Source organism: Nonomuraea sp. 3-1Str (assembly GCF_031570565.1).
Lineage (GTDB): Bacteria > Actinomycetota > Actinomycetes > Streptosporangiales > Streptosporangiaceae > Nonomuraea.
This window is the reverse complement of record NZ_JALHBK010000042.1, coordinates 19,590-38,168: the sequence shown is the minus strand read 5'-3', so window position 1 is coordinate 38,168 and position 18,579 is coordinate 19,590. Positions and strand designations below refer to the sequence as shown.

Here is an 18,579-nt window from a genome sequence, read left to right as displayed (position 1 = left end):
CTCGGTCCTTCCGTCACGCCTCAGGGGCGTCGGCGGGGCGCAAACCGGTGAAGCCCTCGACCGATGCCGCGTACGCGGCGAGGATACCGGCCACGGCCGGTGCATTGTGGATCATCCCCATGAGCGCGTGCTCGACGGCGTCGGGCAGCGGCACCCACTCGACCGGCATGCCGATCTCCTCGTGCCGGGGGACGAAGCCGTTCTCCTCCTCGGGGATGGGCGTCAGGTCGCGGGCGAGGAAGACGCGGATGCGCTCGTCCGTCATGCCGGGCGAGGTGAGCAGGTCGACCAGCGTGTGCCAGGTGGCGGCGCGGTGGCCGGCCTCCTCGGCCAGCTCCCGCGCGGCGGTCTCGGCCAAGGGCTCGCCCTCGACGTCGCGCAGGCCGGCGGGCAGCTCCCACAGCAGTCTGCGGACCGGGTGGCGGTACTGGCGGATCATCAGGACCCGGTCGTCGGCGTCGAGGGCGACCACCGCGACCGCGCCGACGTGGCGGACGTAGTCGCGGTCGGCGACCTCGTCGCCGGGCATCCGGACGCCGTCGGTGACGACGTCGAACACCCGGCCCTTGAACCGCTCGGTGGAGGAGACGACCTCCCACGCCTCGGGCGCGTCCTCGACCCTCACTTGGCGACCTTGGCGGTGACGCGGCTGTCGGCGTAGACGAGCGAGGCGGCGATCAGGCCCTTGAACATCGGGTTGGCCCGCGTCGGCCGGGACCGGAACTCCGGGTGGGCCTGGGTGCCGATGAAGAACGGGTGGACTTCGACCGGCAGCTCGGTGTACTCGACCAGGCGGCCGTCGGGCGACAGCCCGGAGAACACCAGGCCGACCTTCTCCAGCTGCTCCCGGTAGGCGTTGTTGACCTCGTAGCGGTGGCGGTGACGCTCGTCGGCCTTGGCCTTGCCGCCGTAGAGCTGACGGGCCAGCGTGCCCTCGCCGAGCTTGGCGGTGTAGACGCCGAGCCGCATGGTGCCGCCCATGTCGCGCTCGCCGGCGACGACGTCCTCCTGGTCGGCCATCGTGGAGATGACCGGGTGCTTGGTGTCGGGGTCGAACTCGGCGGAGTTGGCCTCGGCGACACCGGCCAGGTTGCGGGCGGCCTCGATGACCATGCCCTGCATGCCGAGGCAGATGCCGAGCAGCGGGACCTTGTGCTCGCGGGCGTGACGGATCGCGCCGATCTTGCCCTCGATGCCGCGCACGCCGAACCCGCCGGGGATCAGCACGCCGTCGACGCCGTCGAGCTCGCGCGCCGCGCCCTCGGGGCTCTCGCAGTCGTCGCTCTTGACCCAGCGGATGTTGACGCGGGCGTCGTTGGCGAACCCGCCGGCGCGCAGCGCCTCGGTGACCGACAGGTACGCGTCGGGCAGGTCGATGTACTTGCCGACCAGCGCGATCGTGACCTCCTTGGCGGGGCGGTGGACGCGCCGCAGGAGCTGGTCCCACTCCTTCCAGTCGACGTCGCGGAACGGCAGGCCGAGCCGGCGCACCACGTACGCGTCGAGGCCCTCGGCGTGGAGCACCTTGGGGATGTCGTAGATGGAGGCGGCGTCGATGGCGGAGACCACGGCGTCCTCGTCCACGTCGCACATCAGGCTGATCTTGCGCTTGATCGCGGTCTGGACCGGCCGGTCGGACCGGAGCACGATCGCGTCGGGCTGGATGCCGATGCTGCGCAGCGCGGCCACGCTGTGTTGGGTGGGCTTGGTCTTGAGCTCGCCGGACGGCCCGATGTAGGGCAGCAGCGACACGTGCAGGAAGAACACGTTGTCGCGGCCGACCTCGTGCCGGATCTGGCGCACCGCCTCCAGGAAGGGCAGCGACTCGATGTCGCCGACCGTGCCGCCCACCTCGGTGATGACCACGTCCACGTCGGGACCGGCCATGCCCCGGATGCGGTCCTTGATCTCGTTGGTGATGTGCGGGATGACCTGGACGGTGTCGCCGAGGTACTCGCCGCGCCGCTCCTTGGCGATGACGTTGGAGTAGACCTGGCCGGTGGTCACGTTGGCCGAGCCGTGCAGGTCGGTGTCGAGGAACCGCTCGTAGTGGCCGACGTCGAGGTCGGTCTCGGAGCCGTCGTCGGTGACGAAGACCTCGCCGTGCTGGAACGGGTTCATGGTGCCGGGGTCGACGTTGAGGTAGGGGTCGAGCTTCTGCATGGTGACCCGTAGACCTCGCCCCTTGAGCAGGCGGCCGAGGCTGGACGCCGTGAGCCCCTTGCCGAGACTTGAGGCGACACCGCCGGTGACGAACAGATGCTTGGTTTGCGATGCGCTGCGCAAAGGGGCTCCCGTGGCTCGAGGCGTGGCCGAACTGTCCACGGGCTCTCAGGATATCAAACAACGTCCCCGACATGCCCGAACGGTATGACCTAGCGGTAACTTTGGGCGCTATGTCATGCGTACGGCGGGCACTGGGCACGCTCATCCACCGTGCCTACACGGCGATCCGCGACGCCGGGGCCATCACCGCGGCGAGTCCCGCGGGGCATCGGTTCCGCAGGCTGGGCGAGGGCGCGAAGATCGCCTTCCCGCCCGGGGCGATCTTCGGTGAGCGGTGGATCGAGGTCGGCGACCACACGCTCGTGGGCGAGCGGGTGTCGCTGTCGTGCGGCATGATGCCGGGCGTGGAGCTGGGGCCCGGCTCGGTCCTGCGGATCGGCGGCGGCTGCTCGATCGGCCGGGGCTCGCACATCGTGGCCCACCAGTCGATCGACATCGGCGACGACGTCTTCACGGGCCCGTACGTCTACATCACCGACCAGAACCACGTCTACGACGACCCGGAGGTGCCGATCGGGCGGCAGTGGCCGCGCAACAGCCCGGTCTCGATCGGCGCGGGATCCTGGCTGGGGGCCGGGGCGATCATCCTGCCGGGCACGCGGCTCGGGCGGCAGTGCGTGGTCGCCGGGGGCGCGGTGGTGCGGGGCGAGTTCCCGGACCACAGCGTGGTGGCGGGGGTGCCGGCGCGGCTGGTGCGCGGGTACAGCCCGGAGCTCGGCTGGCACGCGCCCGGCGTGACCGACGGAACCTCGGCGGCGCCGCCGCGTCACCCGGGCGCGACCCTGGTGACGCCGCCGGATCACCCGGGGCTGGACCGAACATCGTTCTGACGGTTAGCGTCGATCCATGCGCACCGCCATCTGCGAGCGTCTGGGCGTCGAGTTCCCGTTGTTCGCCTTCAGCCACTGCCGCGACGTCGTGGCCGCGGTGACGAACGCCGGCGGCTTCGGCGTGCTCGGCGCCATCGCGTACACGCCCGAGCAGCTCGACACCGAGCTCACCTGGCTCGACGAGCGGGTGGGCGGCCGGCCGTACGGCGTGGACGTGCTGCTGCCCGGCAAGGTCGACGCGTCGGCGCTCGACGCCGAGGTGCGGCTGGCCGACGCCGTCCCCGAGCGGCACCGCGACTTCGTCGCGCACCTGATGTCCAAGTACGGCGTCGGCGGGTCCGGCGGGCCCATCGGCGGGCCCGGGATCGGGTCGCCCGACGAGCTCGGCCGGCGGGTGACCGCGGCGGGCGCGGCCGGGCTGATCGACGTGGCGCTGAAGCACCCCGTCGGCCTGGTGGCCAGCGCGCTCGGCCCGCCGCCTCCCGAGCTGGTCGAGAAGGCGCGCGCGGCCGGGGTGCCGGTCGCGGCGCTGGTCGGCACGGTGGAGCACGCGCGCAGGCAGGTGGCGGCGGGCGCCGACCTCATCGTGGCGCAGGGGACGGAGGCCGGCGGGCACACCGGTGAGATCTCCACGATGGTGCTGGTGCCCCAGGTCGTGGACGCGGTCGGGCCGGTGCCCGTGCTGGCGGCCGGCGGGATCGCCTCCGGGCGGCAGATGGCCGCCGCCCTGGCGCTGGGCGCCGAGGGCGTGTGGTGCGGCTCGGTCTGGCTGACCACGGAGGAGGCGGAGACGGCGCCCGCGGTCAAGCGCAAGATGCTGGCCGCGTCCTCGCTCGACACCGTGCGCTCCCGCTCCCGCACCGGCAAGCCGGCCCGCCAGCTCAGGTCGGCGTGGACCGACGAGTGGGACTCCGGCCAGGAGAGCCCCGGCCCGCTGGGCATGCCGCTGCAACTGCTCGTCGCCGAGTCGGCGATGGCCCGCATCGGCGCCGCCGCCGAGCGGGGCGAGCCGGGGGCGCTGGATCTGGCCAACTACTTCGTCGGCCAGGTCGTGGGCCAGCTCGACCAGGTGCGGCCGGCGCGCGAGGTGGTGTACGCCATGGTCAGCGAGTTCGCGGACGCGGTGGAGCGGCTCGGCCGGCTGTCCGGCTGACCCCGCCGGGCCCGGCCGTCCCGCTCTGCGCGGCGCTCCGGGCCCGCCGCGCGGCGGCCCCGCGGGGCAGACTGTATCCATGCTCGCTGCTCTGACAGGGCTCGGATTGTCGACGGCCGCCGGGTTGAACGCCTACATCCCGCTGCTCGTGGTGGGGGTGCTCGCCAACGTCACCGACGCGGTGAAGCTGCCCGACGGCTACTCCTGGCTGTCCAACTGGGGGGTGCTCGCCGTCATCGCCGTGCTCCTCGTCGCCGAGATGGTGCTCGACAAGGTGCCGGCGGTCGACACGGTCAACGACATGATCCAGACCGTGGTACGGCCCGCGACGGGCGGCGTGGTGTTCAGCGCCACCAGCGCCGCGGCCGAGCTGGACCACTCCACCTGGATGGCCGACAACCCGTGGGCCGGGTGGCTGCTCGGCATCGTGCTGGCCCTGGCCGTGCACGCCCTGAAGGCCGCCGCCCGCCCGGTGATCAACGCGGGCACGGCCGGGGTGGGCGCCCCCGTGGTCAGCACCGTGGAGGACGCGGGATCGCTCGGGATGAGCCTGGTCGCCGTGTTCGCGCCCGTGCTGGTGATCATCGGAGTGCTGCTGTTCGCGCTGGTGGCCTGGTGGGGCGTGCGCAAGGCCCGGCGGGTCCGGGCACGCCGGAAGGCCGCTCGCGCGTCGTCCCGCGGGCTGATGGACGCTCCCCCGCCGGGATGACGCGCCGCGGGCTCGCCCGCTCGTACGATCGCCGTGCGGATTCAAGGGAAGACCCGTGTGGGCGCCCCGTGGCCCCCGCCCAGGCGCCCACACGCTCCCCCGCCCGCTCCGGACCGCTCTTCCCGGCGCCGTCTGCGCAGCGATCCCGTGGTCACAGGTGGCCGGCGACGATCTCCCGCGCCCACCCGCTCACGACCTCCACGAACTCCGCGGGCCGCTCCTCGTGCAGCCGGTGGCTGGAGCCCTCCCAGCAGACGACCTTCGACCCGGGATGCTTGAGCAGCCCCGCCTCCCAGAGCGCCCTGACCGGATCGGCCCAGATCGACAGCACGGGGCAGTGCCGGCGGGCCAGGTACTCGTCGCTGTGCGGCCTGACCCCCATCGACCCGGGCAGCGCGAACATCGCCTCGAACGCCTGCGCCAGCACGTGCGGGGGCATCCCGTACAGCCTGCGCCGGTGCCAGCGGCGGATGACGGCGGGCGTGGCGGCGTTCGTGCACCACCGGTCGAGCCGCACGGCGACCTCGGTCGCGTTCTCGCCGCGCAGTCCGGCGATCGTCCGGGGGAACCCGCGCGCGACCTCCGGGCTGATGCCGTACCCGGGGTCGACGGCGACGACGCCGGCGACCCGGTCCGGATGCTCGACGGCGAGGATGGAGGCGATCTGGCCGCCCATGGAGTGCCCGACGACGATCGCCTCGGGCACGCCCAGGGCGTCCAGCAGCGCGACCAGGTCCCCGGCCATGGCGCGCGGGGTGTTCCCCTCGGCGGGGACCGACGAGTAGCCGTGGCCGCGCAGGTCCACCGCTATCACGCGGTGCTCGGCGGCGAGCGCGTCGATGTGCCAGGACCACTGGTGGGAGTCGGCGCCCCACCCGTGGACGAGCAGCAGCGGCGGCCCCGCGCCCGCCCCGTCGTCGGTGTGGAACAGCCTGACCGCGCCCTGGTCCGTCTCGACCGTCGTGTACGGCACGGGCCCGCCTCCTCGCGTCCGCTCTCCCGTCGACCCCGCCGGGCTACGAGGACTGAACCACAGCCTCCGGTCGCCAATCAAGGGCTTGCTTGGTTATCCGCTGCGCCTCTTTTCCTCGTCCGCGCCTCCGGCGCACTATCCTCGAAGGGAGAACCGCGAGCGGGAGGTGGACACGATCAGCGAGGTCCTTATCATCGTGCTGGCGATCCTGGCCTTCCTGCTGCTGGTGACCGGTGTCGGCGTGTACTTCCTGGTCAAGCTGGGCCGCAAGGCCGCGGTCACGGCGAAGCAGGCGACGACCCGGCTGACCACCCACGTCAACGCCATGGGCGCCGGCGAGGCGGCCGAGGTCGAGCGGCTCCGGCTGGACCTGCGGCGCGAGGTGTCGCTGACCCGCCAGGCGGTGCAGACCGCCGAGCAGCAGGGCTGGGGCCTCGGCGACCTGCCGCAGCTCCTCGCCGACCTGTCACGGCAGGCCGACGTCCACGACGCCCAGCTCGGCATGTACGCCCAGCAGCTGCGTGTGTCCGCGTACGTGGACCACGTCACGCTCGGCAAGCTCCGGGAGCACCAGGCGAAGCTGACGGCGATGTGCGCCCGCATCCGCGCCGACCTGCTCGGCCACCAGGTCCAGCACGCCTCGGCCGGCATCGACGACCTGCACGTCCGCACGGACCTGGAGATCGAGGCGCGCCGCGGCGTCCCGGACCCGCTGGACGAGATCGACCACCTCTACCGCCGCTCCACGGAACGACGCGAAGACCACTCCTGACGACCGCGCTCCGTGGCATCCTCACCACGACGGGTGGCCGCGGGAGAGGGGCGGGCGGTGGACGAGCTTCCGGAGTGGTTGTACCCCGGCCCGCCGGGCGGCTGGACCGCCGACATGCTCGACCGGCTTCCGCAGGACGTGCCCCGGGGTGTGGAGCTGATCGACGGCGCGCTCGTGTGGATGCCGTCGCAGACCGGCTCCCACATGCTGACCGTGCGGCTGCTGGAGCAGGCGCTCTCCGTTCCCGGTGAGTTCGCCGTCGCCCGGGGGATGACCGTCACCCTCGATCACCGTCAGCGGCCCAGGCCCGACCTGCTGGTCGTGCGCCGGCCGGCGCTCACCCTGACGAGCGGGACCTTCATGCCCGAGGACGTCCATCTGGTGACCGAGGTGGCCTCGGAGGCGTCGATCGACCGGGACCGCACCACCAAGCCCGCCAAGTACGCCCAGGCGGGCATCGAGCATTTCTGGCGCGTCGAGGAAGCGGGCGACCGGCTTGTGGTCTACACGTTCGAGCTGGAGCCGGCCGTCAAGGCGTACGTCCCGACCGGCATCCACCGCAAGCGCCTGGAGACCTTCATCGGCTTCGAGGTGGACATCGACCTCGACCTCGCGCGCGTCATCGGCTGACCGCCGCCCCCGGTTCGTCCGGTCATTCCCTCCCCGTCCGGCTCGGCACGCTCTCGTCCGCCGCGAGGCCCGGGGCACGGCCGGGAGGAGGAGGGCTGGGCAGGCCGCCGGTGAGCGTGTCCTCGGGGCGCAGCGCCAGGTTGGCGTCCCGGACGAAATACGGCCGCAGGCGTCCGGTGTCGCGAAGCAGCCGGTGGAGGTAGCGTCCCACCAGCGCCAGCGCCGCCAGGCTCAGCCCACTGAGCAGGAGCTGGGTCGCCGCGACGAGGTGCCCGGTCTCCGCACCGGCGTACGCCGGCACCGCGAGCGCCAGGGCGAGCGCGCCGCCGAGCACGGCCGCCGCGTACACCGCGTTGAGCGGTCGTAAGGAGAAGCCGAAGAACAGCTCGAAGGAGTGCGCGGCCAGCCGGGCCAGGCGGAGCCGGGAGCGGCCCGCCGTCCTGGGCCGGTGCGTGACCGGCGCGACCGCGTACCGGGCGCCGACGAGCGGCACCGCCGGGATGAACCAGGGCAGCCGCAGGTCGGTGATCGTGCGGGCCACGCCGGTGCGCACCAGCCTGAAGGTGGAGGCGCCCCTGGGCATGTCGATGCCGAAGACGCGCCGGGCCGCCCAGTGCAGGCCCGCCGAGCCGCCCCTGCGGACCAGCGGGTCGCGCCGGCCACGCCGCTCGCCGAACACCACGTCGTAGCCCTCCTCGGCCTTTGCAAGCAGGGTCCAGATCTCCTCGGGCGGCACCTGGAGGTCGGCGTCGCACTGGACGGTCCACGGCTGGCCCGCGTACCGGAATCCGGCGGCCATGACCGCGTCGATGCCGAAGTTGCGGGTGAAGGACAGGTACCGCACGCGCGGATCCGTCCGCGCCAGGCGGCGGATCCGGTCGAGGGAGTCGTCGGTGCTGCCGTCGTCGACGAAGAGGATCTCCAGCTCGTCGATCTCCCTGAGCGCGCCGACCAGCTCCCTGTGGGCGACCTCCACCTGTTCGCCCTCGTTGAAGCACGGCACCAGCACGGTCAACCCGGTCTTCACATCCGCCTCCCCAGCATCGTTCCCAGGACGAATCCCTGCGCTCCGAGCGCGTACACCGCACCGGCAGCCCCCGCGAACGGGATCACCAGCGCGCCCAGCACGGCCACCACGGCCCAGGACATGACGACCGCCTTCGCGCAGGCGCGCAGCCCGGCCTTGCCGGTGTTCTCCAGCAGGAAGACCGCGAAGCCCGCCAGCGCGTTGACGGGGAGCAGCGAGGCCAGCAGTGCGCCGAGCGCGACCAGCGAGCGGGTCCCGGCCAGTCCGCCGGCGAGGGCCGTCCCCGCGACCACCAGCCAGGCACCGCCGATCCAGACGGACAGCAGGGCGACCCGCCGGGCGAGCTCGCGCACCTGCCCGGCGCCGGACGAGCCCGTCCGCAGCGCCAGCCTGGGCTGGTAGATCCGCTGCAGCGTGTAGATCACGGACGTGGCGAAGCCCCAGACGAGGATCATCATGTAGAAGTCGCCGCTCTGGTCCGCGTGGGAGGTGAGCGACAGCTCCACGAACAGCGTGCCGACCATGGCATTGCCCATCACGTCGACCGCGCCCATCAGCATCACCGTGCCGGCCACGATGCCGCGCAACGTCCGGCGCGGCGGTCCGGCCGTCCGCGCTTCGGGGCGGTCCCGGGCCCCGGCCGGCAGCCCGCGCAGCAGGGCCAGGTTCAGCACCGTGACCAGTACCAGCAGCCCGGCCAGGTATCCGGCCGGCCGGAGATGCGAGGTGAACGCCAGGCCGGCCATGCCGATCATGCCGAGGCCGAGGAGCGAGAAGTGGGCGGTGTCCCGGGTGTACCTGCCCAGGGCGCGGTGCAGGGCCACGCCGAGCATGCCGCAGCCGAGGGAGACGTAGTACGCGACGGCCAGCAGGTAGATCGTGACGGTCGAGTGCGGCGCGAGGACGAGTCCGGCCACGGCCGCCGCGGTGAACGGCAGCGGTCCGCGGGCGACGACGGCGCGCAGCATCCCGGTGATGTGGTCACGGGTACGGCGGGCCCGCGGGATGAGGGTCAGCGCCGCCTTCTCCGGGCCCGACTGGACCACCATGCAGAGCCAGCCCACCGCACCCACCGCGGCCGCGTACGCGTTGAAGTCCTCGCGGCTCCACGCGGCGACCAGCACGCCCGCGGAGCCGTACAGCAGGAGGCGGAAGGTGGCGCGACCGCCCAGCAGCGTCAGCAGGCGACGGGGGCCGATGCTGTGGGACGCGGCGGCGGTCACGGGGCGCCCGCGCCGGCTGCCGGACCGGCCGCCAGGTCGGCCGCGACGGCGTCGCGCAGGGGACGGGCGCCCGTCCTCAGGTAGGCGAGCAGGGCCTCGCGGATGCGGTCGTCGCCGAACCGGTCGCGCACGCCCGGCACCGACGGCCCCTTGTCCACGCCGAACAGCGCGCAGAACAGGGCCCGGACCTGCTCCGTGGTGAACGACTCGGGCGGCGTCAGCAGCTCCTCGACCGACTCGGCGGCGGGCGCGGGCGCCGGCGGCGCCTCCAGCCAGGTGGTGGACCGGCCCGCGGTGGCGAGCCAGCGGCGCAGGTGGCCGACCCGTTCGGCGACGAGGACCGGATCCTGCCCGGCCAGCCTGGACGCGGCGAGCCCGGCGTCGTAGCAGGTCGCGTGCAGCGCGGCGCACACCTTGGAGAAGGCCGGGGGCCTCGGGGGCAGCAGGTCGAGGGGGACCTCGCTGACCCGTTCGAGGGCGGCCCGAGCCTCGGCCGAGGTCCGGGCGGCGACGACGAGGGCGTCGAAGTCCTTGTACCAACGCGCGAGCGTGGCCCGGTCCGGCGCGTCGGGGACCGGTGTCTGCCCGGCTTCCTCACGTACCCAGCGGACCATGCGGGCGGGCATGAACGCCGCCAGCGGATCGCCCTGCGGCGCCGCGGGCGGCTCACGGCCGACGGCGGAGCCGGGGGCGGAGTGCGCGGCGGGGATCGCGCCGGGCGGGAACACCGCGCCGCAGGAGCGGCAGGAGTATCGGGCCGGCCGCAGGCGCCGCCTGATCAGCGACGGATGGGGGTGCCCGCATTGCACGCATGTCACGAGAGTGTCCAAGGTCGGAGGGGTGTCAGAGCGGTACGGCCAGCGCGGAGGAGGGAACGAGCTCCGCACCGAGGTCCCTCTTGGCCTCCGCCTGCCCCTTGCCGAGGACCAGCCCGGTCTTGCCGGCGCCGATGGCCCACTCGACCATCCGGACGTAGCCGTCGAAGTAGAGGTGCTTGCGCCCGCCGTCCTCCGGGGGGAGGGCGCCCCAGCTCAGGCACACCGGCCATCGGGCGTGGTCCAGGATCAGGGACAGGCCGAGGAGCCGCCCGCCGCCGTCGCGGTAGGCGATCGCCACGACCTCGTCGCCGCCGACCAGGGCTTCGAGGTAGGGCAGCGGCAGCGGGGCGAGCGGGAAGAGCCTGTTGCGGTGTTTGAGGTCGTTCTCGGCGCGCAGCGCGGCGGCCTCCGAACCGGTGACCAGCTCGCGAGCCGGCCCCACCTGGACCGACAGGCCGGGATCGGCGGAGAAGCTCCTGGCGCGCCGTCTGAGCGAGTCGCGGCGGGCGCGGTCGAGCCGGGCGTACCAGTCGTCGATGCCGGTCCGCGGGGTGGCCAGCCGGGCGAGCGGCTCGGTCGGCAGGTTGACCCGGACCCGGCCGGGCAGCAGCGCGGGCTCGCCGGGCGACACCTCCCGCCACACGAAGCTCCGCCAGCCCGCGCCCAGCTCCCGGCGGACGCCGCGGACGTAGCCGCGCAGCAGGTCGCGCCGCCGTTCCGGATCGAGGTCGCCGGCGAACCACCATCCCTTCTGGGAGCGGTTGCCCGGCGCGTGGACGTCGAGGATCCCCGCCGGGTCGCGACGGCCGGCGTAGAGCCCTCTGCGGGGCCGGAGGCCGCGCAGGGACGCGGACACGGCGCCGACCGCGACCCCGTCCTCGCGCAGGACCGTCAGGAGGACGGGCGCCTGTGCGGCCCAGGCGTAGGCCCGCAGCAGGTCGTAGCGCCAGGTGACGCACTGGCCGGCCGCGGTGCGCAGGCGCTCCCAGCCGGCGGGCTCGGGATCCTCGCGCGGGTCGATGATCTGCAGCGTGAGGCTCATCCCATCGCCCACCGGGGGACGGCGACGACGGACATCGGGACGTACTCGAAGCCCATCGACTGCTTGACGTCCACCCGGCCCCGGCCGAAGAGCACCTGCTTGACGCCCGCTTCCATCGCCTGCCGGACGATCCGCACGTGGGTGTCGAAGTAGAGGTCCTTGCGGCCGCCCTCCTCCGGCCGCAACGCCGCCCACGGTCCGCTCACCGGCGAGGTCGGATGGTCGTAGACGAGCGCGAAGGCCAGGAGCCGTTTTCCCTCGCGATAGGAGATGACGCGAACGTCGTCGCGCCGGAGCAGGCTGGCGAAGTAGGCGGCGGGCAGCGGCGCCCGGGGGTCGAGGCGGGTCGCCAGCCGGGCCGTGTGCCTGCGATTCAGCTCGGCCATCTCCACCGGGTCCAGGTCGGTCTGCCCGCCGCCCTCCAGGACGGTCAGATCGGCGGCCCCGGCGACGGTCGCGATCTGGCGGCGCAGCGACTTCCTGCGATTCTTGCTGAGGGAGCCGAGCCATCCCTCCACCGACGACCAGCGCAGCGGCATGACCGTGCTGCCCGGAGACTCCCGGGTGAGCGCGCCCCGGCGGGCGACGAGGGGAACGCAGGGGTCGGTCACCATGCGGTACACCACGCCGGCGAGCCCCCATCCGAGGTGGCGCCGTGCCGCGCGCTCGAACTGCCGGAGCAGCCGGGCGCGGGTCTCCGGCGACAGGTCGCCGGCGAAGTGCCAGGTCGGCCCGTTGGAGTGGGCCGGCAGGCGGACGTCGAGCAGGATCGGCTCCCGGCGGCGGCGCGGGGCGCGAGGGGAGTTCGGTAATCGCAGGCCGAGGTAGACGGCGCCGACCACGCCGGTGACGCGACCGCCGTCGCGGAACACCGCCAGCAGAGGACGGGCCCATGATCCTTCGGACGACGCGGCGATGACGTCGTAGGCCCAGACGGCGGTCAGGCCCTCGGCCTGCCGGAACTCCTCCCAGCCGGGCGGCTCGGGGTCGTGGCAGGGGTCCAGTACTTCCAGGTGCACTCGGTTGCCCTCGATGGCGAAATGATCACAAGATGGATACGAAGCGTTGTTTGGTGACGATTGTCGCAGAATATGTCTCCAGTGATCACGTCGTGCGCGTCCGACACCCTTGATGCGCGTCCACAAACCGTGCACTCACACACAAGGGACGGCATGAAGGTTGGAGTAACCGGCGGAAACGGATTCATCGGCCGGTATGTATGCGAGGAACTCGCATCGCGCGGCCACGTTCCGCTTGTGTTCGATCACAGGGGGCACGCGGAACGCGACCTTCCCTGGGAGGTCATGCGAGGCGACATTCGGGACGCCACGACCATGACGGAATTAGCTGCCCATTGTGATGCGATTGTGCATTTAGCGGCCGTTCTCGGCACCCAGGAAACCATCACCAATCCGCGTCCGGCCGCCGAGACAAACCTCATGGGCGGGCTCAACTTCCTGGAAGCGGTCGCCCAGTACGACCTGCCCGGCGTCTACATCTGCGTGGGCAATCACTGGATGGACAACAGCTACTCCATCTCCAAAACGGCTGTGGAGCGTTTCGTCCGCATGTTCAACGCCCACCGCGGGACGAGGGTGAACAACGTCCGGGTCGTCAACGCCTACGGCCCCCGCCAGCAGGCCGCACCGCCGTTCGCCCCCGGCAAGGTCCGCAAGATCACGCCCGCCGTCGTCTGCCGGGCACTGAGCGGGATGCCCGTCGAGCTGTACGGCGGCGGCACCCAGGTCTCGGACATGGTCTGGGTGGGAGACGTGGCGCGGGCGCTCGTCTCCGCCCTGGAGACCGCCGCCGCCGGAGAGGTGCTCGACCACGTCGTGGAGGTCGGCCCCACCTCGTCCTCCACCATCCGCGAGGTCGCCGAGCTCGTCATCGACCTGTGCGAGGCCCGCGGCTACCCGCGCGTGCCCATCGCCGACCTGCCGATGCGGCCGGGCGAGACGCCCGACACGGCCGTCACGGCCCAGACCAAGACGCTCCTGTCGGTGGGCATCGAGCCCAGCTCCCTCGTCTCTCTCGACGAGGGCATGGCCCGGACCGTGGACTGGTTCATCGAGAACCGCGGCATCCACTGGAACGTCCCCGGCGCGGTGGCCACGGCGTGAAGCGACTCGTCATCCTGGGCGGCTCGGACGGAACGATCAGCTCCTTCCGGGCGGCCCGGCGGCTCGGGCTGGCCACGATCTGCGTCGACATGCGCGCCGACGCGCCCGGAGTGCGCGAGGCGGACGAGTTCCTGCACCTCAGCACCCGTGACGTGGAGGCGGTGACGGCCGCGCTGCTCGGCCGTGACGACGTGGTCGGCATGCTCGCCCCGGGAACCGACATCAACCTCCCCTCCCTGGTCGAGGTGACGGAGCGGCTCGGGCTCCCGTGCGGGCTCTCGGCTGCCACGGCGGGAGCCTCTCCGGACGCTCCCGCGCTCCGGGCGTCGGTGGACAAGGCGTACTTCCGGGAGGTCTGCGCACGGGTGGGGCTCGGCGGGCCCGCCTACGTCAGCGGCACCGCCGCCGAGGTCCTGCGCGACACGGCCCGCCCCGCCTTCCCCGTCATCGTCAAGCCCGTCGACTCCGGCAGCTCACGGGGGATCACGGTCTGCGCGGCCCCGTCGGAGCTGGCCGCCGCCGTCGAGGCCGCGGCCGCCGTCTCCCCCACGGCCACCGTGATCGTCGAGGAGCTGGTGACCGGCCGGGACCTGTGCGGTGAGGCGTTCCTCCAGGACGGCAGGGTTGCCCTGCTGGGGCTCAGCGACCGCGTGGTGGCGGCTCCCCAGGTCGTCGCCGTCGGCCACGACATGGCGCCCCGCGACGAGGCGCTGACCCGCGAGGTCACGCGGCAGCTCGAACTGGTCTGCGCCGAGGTCGGCTACACCGACGGCCCCCTCAACCTCGACCTCTTCGTCACCGGCGACACCGTCGTGCTGATCGAGATGGGCGCCAGGATCGGCGGCAACGGCATGGGTGAGGCGCTCGGCCTCATGTACGGCGTCGACACCGTCGCGGCCGCCGTCCTGCTGGCCATCGGCGAGCGCCCCGAGCTCTCGCCCCGGTGGACCAGGCACGCGTCCGTCCGCATGCTCCGCTCCCCCTCCGCGGGCACCCTCGTGGCGCTGGACGGCCTGCCGGACGCGCTGGCGCTGCCCGGCGTGGCCGACGTGGTGGTCACCGCCTCGCCGGGCGAGCGGGTCGTGCCGTACACGGAGTGCCGGGCCAAGCTGGGCTACGTGCTGGCCTCCGGGGCGTCGGCCGCCGAGGTCGCGCGGGTGCTGGCCGCCGTCGAGGACCTGGTCCGGGTCAGCGTCGATGCGGGCTGAGTTCTCGGCGACGCGCTGGGAGCGGGCCTACCGCCGCGTCGTCTCCACGGCGTTCCGGCGGGTGCCCTTCTACCGGGACCAGTGGGTGGCGGCGGGCCGGGCCCTCGACGAGCCCGAGCCCACGCCCTCCGCCGCGCTGGCGGGCCAGCTGTTCCGGCTGTGCCCGTTCGCGCTGCCGTTCGACCCCTCCCGGGAGCCGTCGCTGTGGACGGGCGACGGCTCGGACCTGAGGGACGCGCTGGCCCTGGCGGGCGCGCCGCGCCGGACCCCCGTGCTGGAGGTGCGTGCCGCGGTGCTCGACCGGCGCACCCTCGCCGCGCCGCCGTTCGCCTGGCGCGGCCCCAGGTACGGGGTGCTGCTCGGGCCGGACGCCAAGGTCGTCGACGAGAGCCGCCGCCACGCGCTGAACGCCGCCGCGCTCCGGCTGGCCGCCGAGGCGGGGCGGGCGGTCGTGGTGGGCGAACGGGCCGCGCTGGACGCGGTGCTGCCGGAGCTGACGGGTGTCCGGGTCAGCGTCGTCGAACGCCTGTCCCTCGCCCGGGCCGCCAAGGTGGGAGACGCGCCGGTGCGGGCGGGGGACGCGGCGGTCGTGCACGACCCGCGCCTCGGCTACCTCGCCTCGGTCGTTCCCTGCTGCGGCCGGACACATCTGCTGTGGCGGCACTTCCACGCCCGCCCGGCCGGGGGGACGCTGACGTTCACCGCGCTGCGCCGCCGAAGACCCATGCTGGTGAACGTGGTCCCAGACGACCCCGGGACGCCGGCCATCGCCGTCTGCCCGGAACACGGCACCCCTATTGTCTCCTTGCCCGCCTAACAGGAGAACCGGAGTCGGGTCACTGGCGACATTCCGACAGATGATCATGTCGCGATCACCTCATACAGGCGCCGTGCCTGGTGGAGCAGCTGGCTTGAGCCTTTGCGCGCGGCCATGTCCGCCAAGCCCGGCATGTCGCTCCGCGCCCCGGTCGCTTCCGCCGCTCGCACGGCGACCTTGAGCAGCTCCCCCAGCCCGGCTTTGGCCTTCTCACCGGGCCCGGGCAGCAGCAGCGGGATCGCCGCCGCCAGGGCGGCCCACACCCCGGCGTGCGCCCCGGCCGACGTGACCTCGTCGAGCACGCCGGTGACCCGATTGAGCCTGACCTGCTCGCCTCGGACCAGATGGCCCACAGCCCGGCCGAGGTCGGCCGCCGGCAGCTCACCGTACGCGGCCAGGGTGGTGATCGCATCGGCGGCGAGCGCCCGCTGGGCCGGGAGCCGATGCCCCATGCCGATGACGATCGTGCTGGCGGTCGCGATGCCCGCGGGCCCGCCGGCGTGCGCCAGGGCGGCCACGACCTCGACCTGGCCGTCAGTGCTGTCCATGACCCACGGCAGGCACGCCAGGACGTGGGCCGCGACAGCCTCACGGTGGGACGGCATGCTGGGCGGCCACCACACCATGTGCCGGGAGAACAGCGGATAGCCGGGCTTGGGGCTCAGGGTCCACAGTTCGGCGAGCTGCTCCGGGACTCCCTCGGGCGGTGTGAGGCCGGCATGGGCCTCCTGCAGTGGCTTCGGGTAGTGCGCCGGGCGGTCGAAGGCCAGCAGCTCCCACGTCACGACGGGCTCGGGCAACCCGCCGTCGTGCAGGCAGGCAGCCAGCCGCCGGCCCGCCTGTGACGGAAGTTTCCGCGCCCGCGCCACCAGACCGGGATCGATGGGGCGCGGCAACCGCAGCAGCGCCTGCAGGAAGTCGGACTCCAGCGGCTCGGTGTCGCCCAGTTCCTCCATGCGCGTGACCAGGGTCGCGGCGTCGACGTGCCCGGTGGGCGAGGTCGGAGTGGCCAGCAGCACAGGGACCGACTCGCCCCGTTCGAACAGGGACATGACCTCGCGGAAACGCCGCTGGACGAATCGCTGGGGGGCGGGTTCGGAGCTGGGCCAGCGGCGGCTCCTCTCGTTCAGCGCCGCGGTCAGCGCGCGGCTGTCGTCGGGCGAGACGACGGCCAGCGCACAACGCATCAGCAGGGAACGGATGTCCTCGTCGAAGCCGGAAATGCCGTACACGTACGTGTGCGCGTCGAACGGATGCCGCCAGTTCGTCCGCCACCAGGACTGCAACCCCGCCACGACGGCGTCGCGGTCCTGGTGGGTGAGCCTGACCAGAGCGTCGAGGATGCGCTCGAACCGCGCGGGCACCTCCGGCCAGAGCGGTTCGGCCAGCTCGGCGGCCAGCTCCTCGACCGAGGAAATGGGCGGGGCCAGGGCGGGCGGCGGCGTCGCGGTCAACGTGGCGGCGCCCATGGGCTCCGGCTGGATCTCCTCCACCGCGCCGAAAGCGGCGGCGACCTGTTCGCGCAGGTCGGAAGGAAGCCAGGTGGCCGCCTCGCGGATCGCCTCCCTGCCGGGCTCAGCGGTGTGCGGGGCGAGCTTGACGGCGACACGCACCGCGCGTTCGCGCAGGCCGGGCGTGTCCACATGGAAGACGGGCGCGAGCGCGGCCACCGCGAGGGCGCCCCTGGACGGCGACGCGGCGGCGATCCACTTCACCGCGGCCGCCATGTACTTCTTCTCCGGCCGGTACGCCAGTGCCAGGACCGCCTCGGCGAACAGCTCCCCATCTAGCGCCGGCTCCGCTCTGTGCAACTCCTCCAGCGCGAGCTGCACGACGGGCGAGGACGCCGACGGCAGCACCCGCACGAAGTCGGCCACCGGGATCTCGGCCACCTCCGGCTCCAGCTCCCGCCACAGCATGACGAAGGGGGCCGCCTCGGCCGCGTCGGCTCCGGCCAGGAACCGGCTCACGCAACCGTCGAGCAGCACCTGACGCGGTATGCGGCCCGCCCCGGCCATCGCGACGAGCTGCCCGAGGAGGGTGGGGCCCTCCCCCCAGCCCCGGTCCCACATCAGCCCGTCCGCCACGCCCTGGACCTGGAACAGGCGCGGCAGCATGTGATCGAGCAGCCGATCGTCGCCGAGCACCTGGTTCGGGTTCACCCGCTGCCGCTCGGCCTTCCGCAACACCCACCCGGACACGAACGCGTCGTTCTCCGGCGGCTCCGCGCCCGTCTCGATCACCAGCGCCGCGGCCAGATCCCAGTTCCCCAGCGCCTGTATGCGCCGCCACGTCGAACCGGTGGTCGGCCGCAGCCGCTGGACCAGGCGTACGGCCAGGTCGCGCCGCCACTCCTCCGGACGGTCGCTCAGCACGGACATGACGTGTGCGGCGTTGGCCTCCGGCTCCACCCAGCTCAGCTCACGCCGGTTGAGCCAGTCCGCCACCTGCCCGGCCCCGCCCAGGCAGGCCGCTCCGGCGAGACGGTAGAGCAGGGCCAGCTCGCGTATCCGCTGTTCGGCCTCGAACCCGGAGCGCCGGCGTTCGCCGAGATGAGCGGGCAGGTGCCGGGCGACCATGCGCTTGTCGTCGTCGCCGAGACCGTTCAGGTAGGTGACGAGGTCCGCGACCGAGCCTGTCTCAATGCGGTCGAGCAGCTCCTGGACGGCGTTCATGCGGGTGCCTCGCGCAACACGGTGTCGATCATGGACCGCAGCCTAGGGATCCGCACCGACAATCGGGCATGGGACGCCGGCTCGCCGCTCTCATCGGCGCCCCCATGACCCATCTCGACGCCGTCCACTACGACGCCGACTGGAATTTCGCCGCCATCCAGGAGAAGCTCGTCGCCGGGCCCCCATGGGTGATCGATGGTAACTACGCCTCCACCCTGCACATCTGGCTGGCGCACCCATGGCGACCTTGACCGGCAGCAGCATGGCGGCCATGGAACCGGCCTTCGACTTGC

Annotated in this window: 18 protein-coding genes; 9 read left to right on the top strand and 9 right to left on the bottom strand. The window is 73.0% G+C overall.

The annotated features are described in order from the left end of the window. Nucleotides 1-13: 13 nt before the first annotated feature. Together MTP10_RS39355 and MTP10_RS39350 are read right to left on the bottom strand one after the other, a co-directional pair. Entirely contained in the window at nucleotides 14-625 is a 612-nt protein-coding gene (locus tag MTP10_RS39355) for an NUDIX hydrolase (protein ID WP_310716698.1), read from the bottom strand. After that, entirely contained in the window at nucleotides 622-2,286 is a 1,665-nt protein-coding gene (locus tag MTP10_RS39350; protein WP_310716697.1) for a CTP synthase, read from the bottom strand. The genes MTP10_RS39355 and MTP10_RS39350 overlap by 4 nt, the downstream gene beginning before the upstream one ends. Before the next feature lie 110 nt (nucleotides 2,287-2,396). Here MTP10_RS39350 and MTP10_RS39345 point away from each other — a divergent pair, with 110 nt between their 5' ends. The 3 genes from MTP10_RS39345 (at nucleotide 2,397) to MTP10_RS39335 (ending at nucleotide 4,978) form a co-directional block, all read left to right on the top strand. After that, nucleotides 2,397-3,116, top strand: a complete 720-nt coding sequence (locus MTP10_RS39345; protein WP_310716695.1) for an acyltransferase — start codon at nucleotides 2,397-2,399, stop codon at nucleotides 3,114-3,116. Between the two features lie 16 nt (nucleotides 3,117-3,132). After that, nucleotides 3,133-4,269, top strand: a complete 1,137-nt coding sequence (locus MTP10_RS39340) for a nitronate monooxygenase family protein (protein ID WP_310716693.1) — start codon at nucleotides 3,133-3,135, stop codon at nucleotides 4,267-4,269. Nucleotides 4,270-4,348: 79 nt separating this feature from the next. Continuing rightward, nucleotides 4,349-4,978 carry a DUF4126 domain-containing protein gene (locus tag MTP10_RS39335; protein ID WP_310716691.1) on the top strand — a complete coding sequence of 210 codons (630 nt, stop codon included), beginning with the start codon at nucleotides 4,349-4,351 and terminating at the stop codon, nucleotides 4,976-4,978. Nucleotides 4,979-5,129: 151 nt separating this feature from the next. Here the strand turns inward: MTP10_RS39335 and MTP10_RS39330 are convergent, their stop codons facing one another. Beyond that, nucleotides 5,130-5,951 carry an alpha/beta fold hydrolase gene (locus MTP10_RS39330; RefSeq protein ID WP_310716690.1) on the bottom strand — a complete coding sequence of 274 codons (822 nt, stop codon included), beginning with the start codon at nucleotides 5,949-5,951 and terminating at the stop codon, nucleotides 5,130-5,132. 166 nt (nucleotides 5,952-6,117) lie between these two features. Here MTP10_RS39330 and MTP10_RS39325 point away from each other — a divergent pair, with 166 nt between their 5' ends. Continuing rightward, nucleotides 6,118-6,723, top strand: coding sequence for a hypothetical protein (locus tag MTP10_RS39325; protein ID WP_310716688.1), 606 nt, complete (start codon nucleotides 6,118-6,120; stop codon nucleotides 6,721-6,723). Nucleotides 6,724-6,780: 57 nt separating this feature from the next. Next, entirely contained in the window at nucleotides 6,781-7,353 is a 573-nt protein-coding gene (locus MTP10_RS39320; RefSeq protein WP_310716686.1) for a Uma2 family endonuclease, read from the top strand. Nucleotides 7,354-7,375: 22 nt separating this feature from the next. Here the strand turns inward: MTP10_RS39320 and MTP10_RS39315 are convergent, their stop codons facing one another. The 5 genes from MTP10_RS39315 to MTP10_RS39295 are packed head-to-tail and all read right to left on the bottom strand — an operon-like array spanning nucleotide 7,376 to nucleotide 12,482. Continuing rightward, complete coding sequence (locus MTP10_RS39315) at nucleotides 7,376-8,380, bottom strand: glycosyltransferase family 2 protein (protein WP_310716684.1); 1,005 nt, start codon at nucleotides 8,378-8,380, stop codon at nucleotides 7,376-7,378. Further along, nucleotides 8,377-9,603: a hypothetical protein gene (locus MTP10_RS39310; protein ID WP_310716682.1), complete on the bottom strand. Its 1,227-nt coding sequence runs from the start codon at nucleotides 9,601-9,603 to the stop codon at nucleotides 8,377-8,379. The genes MTP10_RS39315 and MTP10_RS39310 overlap by 4 nt, the downstream gene beginning before the upstream one ends. Beyond that, a complete protein-coding gene (locus MTP10_RS39305) occupies nucleotides 9,600-10,421 on the bottom strand; it encodes a hypothetical protein (protein ID WP_310716680.1) in 822 nt (273 codons plus the stop codon). The genes MTP10_RS39310 and MTP10_RS39305 overlap by 4 nt, the downstream gene beginning before the upstream one ends. Before the next feature lie 25 nt (nucleotides 10,422-10,446). After that, on the bottom strand, nucleotides 10,447-11,463 hold the full coding sequence (locus MTP10_RS39300) for a hypothetical protein (protein WP_310716678.1): 1,017 nt from the start codon (nucleotides 11,461-11,463) through the stop codon (nucleotides 10,447-10,449). Beyond that, nucleotides 11,460-12,482, bottom strand: coding sequence for a GNAT family N-acetyltransferase (locus MTP10_RS39295; RefSeq protein ID WP_310716676.1), 1,023 nt, complete (start codon nucleotides 12,480-12,482; stop codon nucleotides 11,460-11,462). The genes MTP10_RS39300 and MTP10_RS39295 overlap by 4 nt, the downstream gene beginning before the upstream one ends. Nucleotides 12,483-12,554: 72 nt before the next feature. On the opposite strand from MTP10_RS39295, the gene MTP10_RS39290 reads away from it, so the two are divergent. Genes MTP10_RS39290 through MTP10_RS39280 form a run of 3 tightly spaced genes read left to right on the top strand, consistent with a single transcriptional unit; the run spans nucleotide 12,555 to nucleotide 15,611 of the window. Continuing rightward, nucleotides 12,555-13,586 (top strand): NAD-dependent epimerase/dehydratase family protein, encoded by a 1,032-nt coding sequence (locus MTP10_RS39290; protein ID WP_310716674.1) that lies wholly within the window; start codon nucleotides 12,555-12,557, stop codon nucleotides 13,584-13,586. Then, entirely contained in the window at nucleotides 13,583-14,794 is a 1,212-nt protein-coding gene (locus MTP10_RS39285; RefSeq protein WP_310716672.1) for an ATP-grasp domain-containing protein, read from the top strand. Before MTP10_RS39290 ends, MTP10_RS39285 begins: the two co-directional genes overlap by 4 nt. Continuing rightward, entirely contained in the window at nucleotides 14,784-15,611 is an 828-nt protein-coding gene (locus tag MTP10_RS39280) for a hypothetical protein (protein WP_310716670.1), read from the top strand. Before MTP10_RS39285 ends, MTP10_RS39280 begins: the two co-directional genes overlap by 11 nt. A gap of 44 nt (nucleotides 15,612-15,655) precedes the next feature. Here MTP10_RS39280 and MTP10_RS39275 read toward each other — a convergent pair whose 3' ends face one another. After that, complete coding sequence (locus MTP10_RS39275; RefSeq protein ID WP_310716668.1) at nucleotides 15,656-18,286, bottom strand: DUF6493 family protein; 2,631 nt, start codon at nucleotides 18,284-18,286, stop codon at nucleotides 15,656-15,658. Nucleotides 18,287-18,390: 104 nt separating this feature from the next. Between MTP10_RS39275 and MTP10_RS39270 the strand changes: the two genes are divergently transcribed. Continuing rightward, nucleotides 18,391-18,537 (top strand): hypothetical protein, encoded by a 147-nt coding sequence (locus tag MTP10_RS39270; protein WP_310716667.1) that lies wholly within the window; start codon nucleotides 18,391-18,393, stop codon nucleotides 18,535-18,537. Nucleotides 18,538-18,579 lie beyond the last annotated feature (42 nt).

What these genes read in the sequence shown, in the direction of transcription:
- MTP10_RS39345 (WP_310716695.1), top strand. Translation starts at nt 2,397, where the DNA reads ATGTCATGCGTACGGCGGGCACTGGGCACGCTCATCCACCGTGCCTAC.
- MTP10_RS39340 (WP_310716693.1), top strand. Translation starts at nt 3,133, where the DNA reads ATGCGCACCGCCATCTGCGAGCGTCTGGGCGTCGAGTTCCCGTTGTTC.
- MTP10_RS39335 (WP_310716691.1), top strand. Translation starts at nt 4,349, where the DNA reads ATGCTCGCTGCTCTGACAGGGCTCGGATTGTCGACGGCCGCCGGGTTG.
- MTP10_RS39300 (WP_310716678.1), bottom strand. Translation starts at nt 11,463, where the DNA reads ATGAGCCTCACGCTGCAGATCATCGACCCGCGCGAGGATCCCGAGCCC.
- MTP10_RS39290 (WP_310716674.1), top strand. Translation starts at nt 12,555, where the DNA reads ATGTCTCCAGTGATCACGTCGTGCGCGTCCGACACCCTTGATGCGCGT.
- MTP10_RS39280 (WP_310716670.1), top strand. Translation starts at nt 14,784, where the DNA reads ATGCGGGCTGAGTTCTCGGCGACGCGCTGGGAGCGGGCCTACCGCCGC.
- MTP10_RS39275 (WP_310716668.1), bottom strand. Translation starts at nt 18,286, where the DNA reads ATGAACGCCGTCCAGGAGCTGCTCGACCGCATTGAGACAGGCTCGGTC.
- MTP10_RS39270 (WP_310716667.1), top strand. Translation starts at nt 18,391, where the DNA reads ATGACCCATCTCGACGCCGTCCACTACGACGCCGACTGGAATTTCGCC.